Source organism: Flavobacterium psychraerolatum (assembly GCF_025960985.1).
Classification (GTDB): domain Bacteria; phylum Bacteroidota; class Bacteroidia; order Flavobacteriales; family Flavobacteriaceae; genus Flavobacterium.
On the sequence record NZ_JAOQMX010000054.1, the window covers coordinates 17,969 to 27,198 of the forward strand.

The 9,230-nt window shown below is 34.8% G+C and carries 7 protein-coding genes; all 7 read left to right on the plus strand.

What is annotated here, in order from left to right:
- Positions 1-142 precede the first annotated feature (142 nt).
- The 7 genes from M2326_RS15695 to M2326_RS15725 all read left to right on the plus strand — a co-directional run bounded on the left by M2326_RS15695 (position 143) and on the right by M2326_RS15725 (position 9,047).
- Positions 143-1,084, plus strand: a complete 942-nt coding sequence (locus M2326_RS15695) for a ribose-phosphate pyrophosphokinase (protein ID WP_264620491.1) — start codon at positions 143-145, stop codon at positions 1,082-1,084.
- A gap of 123 nt (positions 1,085-1,207) precedes the next feature.
- Complete coding sequence (locus M2326_RS15700) at positions 1,208-1,822, plus strand: 50S ribosomal protein L25/general stress protein Ctc (protein WP_264620492.1); 615 nt, start codon at positions 1,208-1,210, stop codon at positions 1,820-1,822.
- Positions 1,823-1,891: 69 nt separating this feature from the next.
- The gene (locus M2326_RS15705) at positions 1,892-3,037 is read left to right on the plus strand and encodes an aminotransferase class I/II-fold pyridoxal phosphate-dependent enzyme (RefSeq protein WP_264620493.1); all 1,146 of its coding nucleotides are present in this window, start codon (positions 1,892-1,894) and stop codon (positions 3,035-3,037) included.
- Between the two features lie 106 nt (positions 3,038-3,143).
- Positions 3,144-3,761: a dethiobiotin synthase gene (bioD, locus tag M2326_RS15710; RefSeq protein ID WP_264620494.1), complete on the plus strand. Its 618-nt coding sequence runs from the start codon at positions 3,144-3,146 to the stop codon at positions 3,759-3,761.
- 353 nt (positions 3,762-4,114) lie between these two features.
- On the plus strand, positions 4,115-5,377 hold the full coding sequence (gene bioA / locus M2326_RS15715; protein WP_264620495.1) for an adenosylmethionine--8-amino-7-oxononanoate transaminase: 1,263 nt from the start codon (positions 4,115-4,117) through the stop codon (positions 5,375-5,377).
- A 453-nt stretch (positions 5,378-5,830) separates the two neighbouring features.
- Positions 5,831-7,774, plus strand: coding sequence for an OmpA family protein (locus tag M2326_RS15720; protein WP_264620496.1), 1,944 nt, complete (start codon positions 5,831-5,833; stop codon positions 7,772-7,774).
- 118 nt (positions 7,775-7,892) lie between these two features.
- Positions 7,893-9,047, plus strand: a complete 1,155-nt coding sequence (locus tag M2326_RS15725) for a beta-ketoacyl synthase N-terminal-like domain-containing protein (protein ID WP_264620497.1) — start codon at positions 7,893-7,895, stop codon at positions 9,045-9,047.
- Positions 9,048-9,230 lie beyond the last annotated feature (183 nt).

Sequence of the window (9,230 nt, forward strand, 5' to 3'; positions counted from 1 at the left end):
TTAACACGGTGCAAATGTATAAAAAATATTCACATGTACAAACAAAAAAACTAAATATTTCTCTTTCAGAGTTGATTATTTTTCTTAAATTTGCAGCTCGTAAAAACAGGACACACTAACTAACTACAAAACAACAAATTAAATGTCACATACAGAACCAGAAGCTAAAATATTTGCTTGTTCACAAAGTGTCTATCTAGCAGAGAAGATCGCAGCTAAATATGGTATCCCACTAGGAAAAATGACAATGTCTACTTACAGTGACGGCGAGTTCCAACCTTCTTACGAAGAGTCTATCAGAGGGTTACGTGTATTTATTGTATGCTCTACTTTTCCATCAGCAGATAATTTAATGGAGCTTTTATTAATGATTGACGCTGCAAAACGCGCATCAGCAAGGCATATTACTGCCGTAATTCCTTACTTCGGTTGGGCAAGACAAGACAGAAAAGACAAGCCAAGAGTTCCGATTGGAGCTAAGTTAGTCGCGAAATTACTAGAAACTGCTGGAGCAACTCGCATAATGACAATGGACTTGCACGCAGATCAAATTCAAGGTTTTTTTGAAAAACCAGTAGATCATCTTTTTGCTTCTACTATTTTCTTACCTTATATAGAGAGTTTAAAACTAGACAATCTTATGATTGCATCCCCTGATATGGGTGGATCTAAAAGAGCATATGCTTATTCAAAATTTTTAAATTCAGAAGTAGTTATCTGTTATAAACAAAGAAAAGAAGCCAATGTTATCGCAACAATGGAACTAATCGGAGAAGTAAAAGGTAAAAATGTAATACTAGTAGATGATATGATCGATACTGGTGGAACTCTTGCAAAAGCTGCAGATTTAATGATTGAAAAAGGTGCATTAAGCGTTAGAGCTATTTGTACCCATGCCATTTTATCTGGTGACGCTTACGAAAAAATAGAAAATTCTAAATTATTAGAATTGATAGTAACCGATTCTATTCCATTAAAGAAAGAATCCAAAAAAATCAGAGTAGTAAGTTGTGCACCTTTATTTGCAGAAGTAATGCACATGGTACAACACAACAACTCTATCAGCGGGAAGTTTTTGATGTAGAATTGGGCTCTTGACTTTTGGCCATTGGCAAAACCTACATCTTAACACAAACAAACTGCTAAAAGCTAATAGCCAAAAGCTACTAGCCAAGAACATGAATTATTAACAATTATATATTTTACAATGAAGTCGATTACAATTAAAGGATCAGAAAGAGAAAGCGTGGGCAAAGTAGCAACTAAAGCCTTACGTAATGCTGGAGAGGTTCCTTGCGTATTATACGGAGGAGATCAACCAGTGCACTTTTCAGCAGCAGAAAAAGCATTTAAAACTTTGGTTTACACTCCAAACGCACATACAGTTGTGATTGAATTGGAAAATGGTAAAACATTTAATGCAATTCTACAAGACATCCAAGTTCACCCAGTATCTGAGAAAATTTTACACTTAGATTTCTTCCAAACTTTTGATGATAAAGAAGTTACTATTGAGGTTCCAGTAAAAGTTACAGGTGTTTCTAAAGGTGTTCTTGCAGGTGGTGTTCTACGTTTGAACAACCGTAAATTAAAAGTTAATGCTTTACCAAAAAATCTTCCAGATTTCGTTGAAGCTAACATTACTACACTTGAAATGGGTAACAAATTATACGTTACACAAGTTGGATCACCTGAGTACAAAATCATGCACCCAGAAAATACTGTTGTTTGCCAAGTAAGAATTTCTCGTGCAGCTATGAAAGCAGCTCAAGAAGCAGCAAAACTTGCAAAAGGAGCTCCTGCAAAAGGAAAGAAAAAATAATATTTTTTCTAAATATACAATTCAAAAAGACTGTCCCAAAAGACAGTCTTTTTTTTTTACTTTTGGGTTATGAAAAAACTACCCCTCGCCCTTATCGCAAAACTTCAAAAAAGGATCGACTCCAATGCTTTAAGACAACTGGGACAGACCACTGATCGCATCGATTTTTCGTCCAACGACTATATTGGATTTTCAAGATCCAAAGCTATCTTTGAGCAAACACACCAATATCTTCTCGACAATAAGCACACACAAAATGGTGCCACAGGCTCTAGACTCATTTCTGGTAACCACAACATCTACATAAAAACTGAAAAGCAAATTGCTCATTTTCACCAATCAGAAACGGCTTTGATTTTTAATTCGGGATACGATGCCAATATAGGGTTCTTTAGTTCCGTTCCACAAAAAGGAGATTTCATTTTATATGACGAATTATGCCACGCCTCAATTCGAGATGGCATTCAGCTATCACACGCCAAAGCTTACAGATACAACCATAATGACTTTGAATATTTAGAGCGTTTGATTCTAAAATTTAACAGCAACAACACCCCTGTTTTTATAGCTACCGAAAGTGTGTTTTCTATGGATGGTGATAGTCCAAACCTAGAGGAATTGGCTCGCCTATCTACAAAGTACAATTGCTATCTTGTCATTGACGAAGCACATGCACTGGGTATCTTTGGAAACAACGGACAAGGACTAGTACAATATTTAGGAATCGAAAACCAGGTTTTTGCCCGAATCATGACTTTTGGAAAAGGACTGGGTTGCCATGGCGCAGCAGTCTTAGGGTCCAAAGATCTACAAAACTATCTAATCAATTTTGCTCGAAGCTTTATCTACACTACAGGACTGAATCCACATGCTGTAGCTACAATTGGGGTTGCATATCAACATCTAAAAAATCAACCTCAAAACATTACACTACTTCGAGAAAATATCATTTGGTTCAACCAAGAGAAAAAAATGACAGGACTACAACCTTTGTTTGTACGATCGAAATCGGCAATACAGTGTGCTATTATTCCAGGTAATGAAAAAGTAAAAACAATTGCCCTTCAATTACAAGAAAAAGGATTTGAAGTAAAAGCCATATTATCTCCTACAGTACCCGAGGGACAAGAACGTTTGCGCTTTTGCCTGCATAGTTATAACACAAAAGAAGAAATAACAACACTACTAACTTTACTGAGCTCTTTTGTTTTTTAATACCAACTCAAAAGCCATTCAAAGACACGAAACGATAATACAGGTTTTATGAAAACTTTATACATCTTCTTTTCTATCTTTGTTACTCTTTGCGAAATAGAAACACATGAAATTATTTATCACAGGAATATCTACCGATGTCGGTAAAACAGTAGCTTCAGCAATTATCACCCAATCATTAGAAGCAGATTATTGGAAACCGATACAAGCAGGGGATTTAGAAAACTCGGACACAATCAAAGTACAATCCTACGTAACGAATACTAAATCAAAATTTCACGACAACAGCTATGCTTTGATGACTCCTGCAAGTCCACATTTGGCAGCTCAACTGGACGGAATTACAATTGATTTAAATAAAATTAAAGCTCCAGAAACTAATAATCATTTAGTTATTGAAGGTGCTGGTGGAATTTTTGTTCCATTGAATGACACAGACACTATTATTGACCTTATAAAACCCGATTACAAGGTAATTGTGATTTCGAGACATTATCTTGGCAGCATCAATCATACCTTATTGACGATTGAAGTCTTGCAAAACAAGGGCTTAAAAGTATCCGGAATCATTTTTAGTGGTGATAAAAACCAAGCAACAGAATCAATTATCTTAAAGAAAACTGGAGTAAAATTCTTGGGCCGTATTCAACAAGAGCCTTATTTTGACCAAAATGTAATACAAGAATACGCAGATTTATTTAGAGAGAAGCTCTTGAACTTGTAAATAACCTTTTTGATTACTGACTAGAACACTAAGAGAGGCCCTAATATTCACTACCCTATTTTTCTCTTTAAACCTAATAAGAATAAAAATTAACAGGTTTTGATTTCATCATCGCTGCATTACAAATATAGAGGATACAGAATCATAGGCTAGACACCTGTTCCAAGAAAGGATTTTAACCCATTCTATTTTGACAATGACAATTACAGTCACTTAAAATCCCTGCATGAAGAATGGATTATATTTACGTAATTACTCATCAAAGGACTTAAAACCCTTCAGGGATAGAAAAAAAAACCTGACAAATATGAGTGTTATAGAATGACTGTGTATCTTTGCTACAAATTACATCCATGACACTAGCAGAACGAAATCAAAAACACAATTGGCATCCTTACACTCAACATAAAACAGCTCAAATTCCGATTGCAATTGTCAAGGGAGAAGGTGCTTTACTTTGGGATGAAGACGGAAAAGAATATATTGATGCAATTGCATCCTGGTGGGTAAACCCCTACGGACACTCAAATCCAGTAATTGCCAATGCCATATACAAACAGTTAACGACTTTGGAACACGTACTCTTTGGAGGTTTTACACATGAGCCTGCGGTAGCACTTTCAGAACAATTGATTGCTGTATTGCCTGCAAACCAAAATAAACTTTTTTACTCTGACAATGGATCGACTGCTGTGGAGATTGCTATAAAAGTGGCGATGCAGTATTTTTTTAATAAGGGTATAAAGAAAACAAAAATTATAGCTTTTGAAGATGCCTTTCATGGTGATACTTTTGGCGCTATGGCCGCAAGTGGAATTTCTTTTTTTACAGAAGCTTTTAAAGATTCGTTAATTGAGGTTGTTCGCATTCCTGTTCCCACTACTGGAAATGAGCAAGCAACAGTAGAAGCTCTGAATCATCATGCAGCATCGCAAGAATGTGCTGCCTTTATTTTTGAACCGCTAGTATTGGGAGCGGCTGGAATGGTTATGTATCAACCTGAAATTTTGAACGAGCTAATAGCAATTTGTAAAAAAAATCAAGTGTTTACAATTGCTGATGAAGTGATGACTGGTTTTGGAAAAACAGGAAAGAACTTTGCCTGCGATTATTTGACCGAAATGCCAGATATGATGTGCATCTCAAAGGCACTAACTGGCGGCGCTATCCCGATGGCAATTACTAGTTTTACCCAAGAGATTTTTGATGGTTTTTATGACGATGATATTAATAAAGCTTTGTTTCACGGACATACCTTTACAGCCAATCCTACGGGTTGTGCAGCAGCTTTAGCTAGTTTACAACTGCTACAATCAGACGAAATGCAAGCTAATATTGCGCGAGTAAACAAAAGACACCTGGCTTTTGAAAATAAAATCAAATACCACCCAAAAGTAAAGACAACTCGTGTTTTGGGGGTGATTTTTGCATTGGAAATTAAGACCGAAAATCAAGAATCGTATTACGGTTCTTTTCGAAACAAACTATATAATTTCTTTATCGAAAACGGAATCATCTTGAGACCTGTTGGAAATATTGTTTATATACTACCTCCCTACGTAATTACCGATTCTCAATTGGAGAAAATCTACTCCTTGATTGAAGCTGTTTTGTAAATCTTATGATTCAAAATAGAACAATAGTACAAATAATCACGAATATAATAACTTTTTTTAACCATTCTAAAACACAATACAACAGCATATTCTATGACAACACAGTCTTAACCACTGCCTTTTATCGATACAAACTTAGTTTTAATCGGATACTATGAAATTTGTAAGGAATTGCACGGCAAAATTGTTATTATTTTATAAATTTGTTGATTATTAACAACCTTATTAACATAACTAGGTTTAAAATGATACTTTATTTTTGCAAGTATTCTAAAAGCTACAACTAGAACAACACCTATAATTCTAATCAAAGTTAAAAGTACTACACCAAATGAGCTAACGAAATCACACTCAACTATATTATATAATAGTGGTTTTAACAAAAGAAGATTATTGAATCTTCAAAAAATAAAATAGCATCATCTGACAGTAGATACTTCTAAAAAACATATTATGAAAAATATAACTTTACTTTTCCTTACTCTAACAAGTATTTTTTGTTTAAACATTTATTCACAAAAAGCCAAACTAGAATTAGCAGATAAAAAATACGACAGATTTGCCTACATTGACGCTATTAAAACTTATGAAAGAATAGCTGAAAAAGGATACAGATCGGCAGATTTATTTGAAAAACTAGGAAACTCCTACTACTTCAATGCGCAACTAGAAGATGCTGCCAAATGGTACAAAGAGCTTTTTGCAACCACTACAGAGGTGAAGCCGGAAATATATTATAGATATGCACAATCATTACGATCAATCGGAGAAAATAAAAAAGCTGACTCGGTTATGTTGCAATTTGCAGCACTTTCTTCAGATGACACTAGGGCAGAATTATACACTGAAAATCAAAATTACCTAAATGATATAGAAGCGAATACCGGGAAGTATAATGTTGAAAAAACAAATATTAATACTGAATTTTATGATTACGGATCTTCTTTCTATGGTAAAAAACTAGTATTCACATCTTCTAGAAGTACTGGTGGTAAGAATCAAAAAAAACATACCTGGACCAATCAATATTACACCAATATATTTGTAGCAGAATTAGACGAGCAATTAAACCCTAGTAATCCAGTACCTTTAAACAATACAATCAACTCGAAGTATAACGAATCTACACCTGTATTTACCAAAGACGGAACAACAATGTATTTCACAAGAAACAATTATCTTGATGGAAAAAAAGGGAAAAATGAAAACAACACCACTTTACTAAAAATATACCGAGCTACACTAAAAGATGATAAATGGTCAAATATAGTTGAGCTCCCTTTCAATAGTGATGACTTTTCTACTGCGCATCCAGCTCTTAGCCCTGATGAGAAGACATTATATTTCGCCTCAGATAGACCTGGTACGCTTGGACTTTCGGACATATATAGTGTATCTATAAAAGGAATAGGAACTTATGGAAAACCTAAAAACTTAGGTAGTAAAATTAACACCCCGGGTAGAGAAACTTTTCCTTTCATCAATGAAAAAAACGAAATCTTCTTTGCCTCTGATGGTCATCCCGGCTTAGGAGGACTTGATATTTTCACGTCTAAGATAGAAGATGAAAATTTTGGGGACGTTCATAATATTGGCGCTGATATCAATTCACCTGATGATGATTTTGGCTATCTAATTGATCATGAAACTCAAAGAGGTTTTTTCACGTCCAACAAACCTGGCGGACTAGGTTTTGATGATATTTACAAGTTTCTCAAAATTGAAATTAAAAAAAAGCCAGTATGCGTGCAGGAGTTGTTTGGGCAAATTACTGACATCGATACAAAAGAAGTTTTACCTGATACAAAATTGACTCTTTTCGACAAAGATTTCAATGAAGTATCTTCCTTTATAACCGACCAGAATGGAAATTATTCTATAAAAGTAGATTGTGGAAAAGTTTATCATTTAAGAGCTGAAAAAGACAAATATAACACTCGAGAAGAAAAAGCAATAACAAATTCCGAAGATGGAAAAACACAACTTGATATTGCCTTAGAAAGAATTACATGTAAAGTTGCACTTGGGGATGACTTAGGAAAATGTTTTGGAATTAAAATGATTTATTTTGACCTTAACAAATCAGACATTAGACCTGAAGCAGCTATCGATCTTGAAAAGATACTTGATGTAATGAATCATTATCCTTACATGAAAATAGATATTCGTTCTCATACCGATTGTAGAGCTAGCTTCAAATACAACGAGGCTCTTTCTGACAGAAGAGCAAAGTCAACTGTAGCGTGGCTGGTTAAAAGAGGTATTAAAGCAGACAGACTCACAGGTAAAGGATATGGAGAATCACAGCTAGTTAATAAATGTAGTGATGGAGTAAGCTGTACAGAAGAAGAACATCAGCTCAATAGAAGAAGTGAATTTATCATCACAGAACTATAATAACAATAAAACATCCAGAAAAGGGCTTAACTTTAAAAAGTTGAGCCTTTTTTTATTGTCTAGTATTTTTTCGGACAAGAAAACCTTTATGTATCTTTGCATGATAAATAGTAATGATTTGTCACAAAAAATAGCCATCACTGCACTAGCCTCCATCTCATCTTTAGGCTCAAATTCCCAAACAATATGGGGGAATTATTTGAATCAAGAAACTTGTTTTTCTAAACAATTTTTAGACTATCAAGATACTATTGTGGGCGCACTGAGCCATCAAGATGCCTCAATGATTAAAGAGTTAAGTGAATCAGACCCAAAATACAAATCACTTGATAAAACCGTTTTACTAGCTATCTATGCGTCTCGCCAAGCTATGTTACAAGCTGGCTGGACAAAAGGTGATGATTTTGGTATCAATATTGGTTCGTCTAGAGGAGCGACCGATTTATTTGAGAAGCACCATAGAGAATACTTAGAATCTGGAAAAGCACAGACTTTAGCCTCCCCTACGACAACATTAGGAAATATTTCTTCATGGGTAGCACATGATTTACAATCTACAGGTCCCGAAATATCACATTCCATTACCTGTTCTACTGCATTACATTCCATGCTCAATGGTATTGCATGGTTGCGCGCAGGTATGTCCGAAAAATTTATGGTGGGCGGTAGTGAAGCACCTTTAACCGATTTTACGATTGGACAAATGCGAGCATTAAAAATTTATTCTAAAAATCAAGAAGATTATCCCAACCGAGCCTTTGATTTAGATAAAAAACAAAACAGCATGATTTTGGGTGAAGGGGCTTCGGTTTGTTGCTTGGAATTGGGTGAAAAAGAAAATGCTTTGGCGTACGTAGCAGGATTTGGTTATGCTACTGAAATTTTAGAGCATAATATTTCCATTTCGGCAGAAGCAATTTGTTTTCAGAAATCAATGAAAATGGCGTTAGCAAACACTGCTATTTCGTCCGTGGATGCTATTGTTATGCATGCCCCTGGAACTATAAAAGGGGACTTAACTGAATACAAAGCGATTCAGATAGTATTTGGAGAAGAGCTTCCATTATTAACTACAAATAAATGGAAAATAGGACATACTTTTGGTACTTCAGGTATGTTGAGTATTGAACTGGCAGTGATGATGTTGCAAAATAATCAGTTTATACCTGTTCCTTTTACGAAAGCACAAAATCAAACAAAACCGATTAAAAAAGTATTAGTGAATTCGGTTGGTTTTGGAGGAAATGCTGTTAGTGTATTATTGAGTATCTAGCCTCCAGTATTTTAGAGTAAGATCTGGAAATTTGGATTGAGTTACATACTATGAGTTTTACCACTGATTAAAAATATTTTAAAAAATATTTATTGAGGTAAGCAGTTAGTTACATATAATCTCCTTTTGACAAATATTATCTGCTTTTACCATTCTTTTGATTAAATTATTGAATATTGTGTC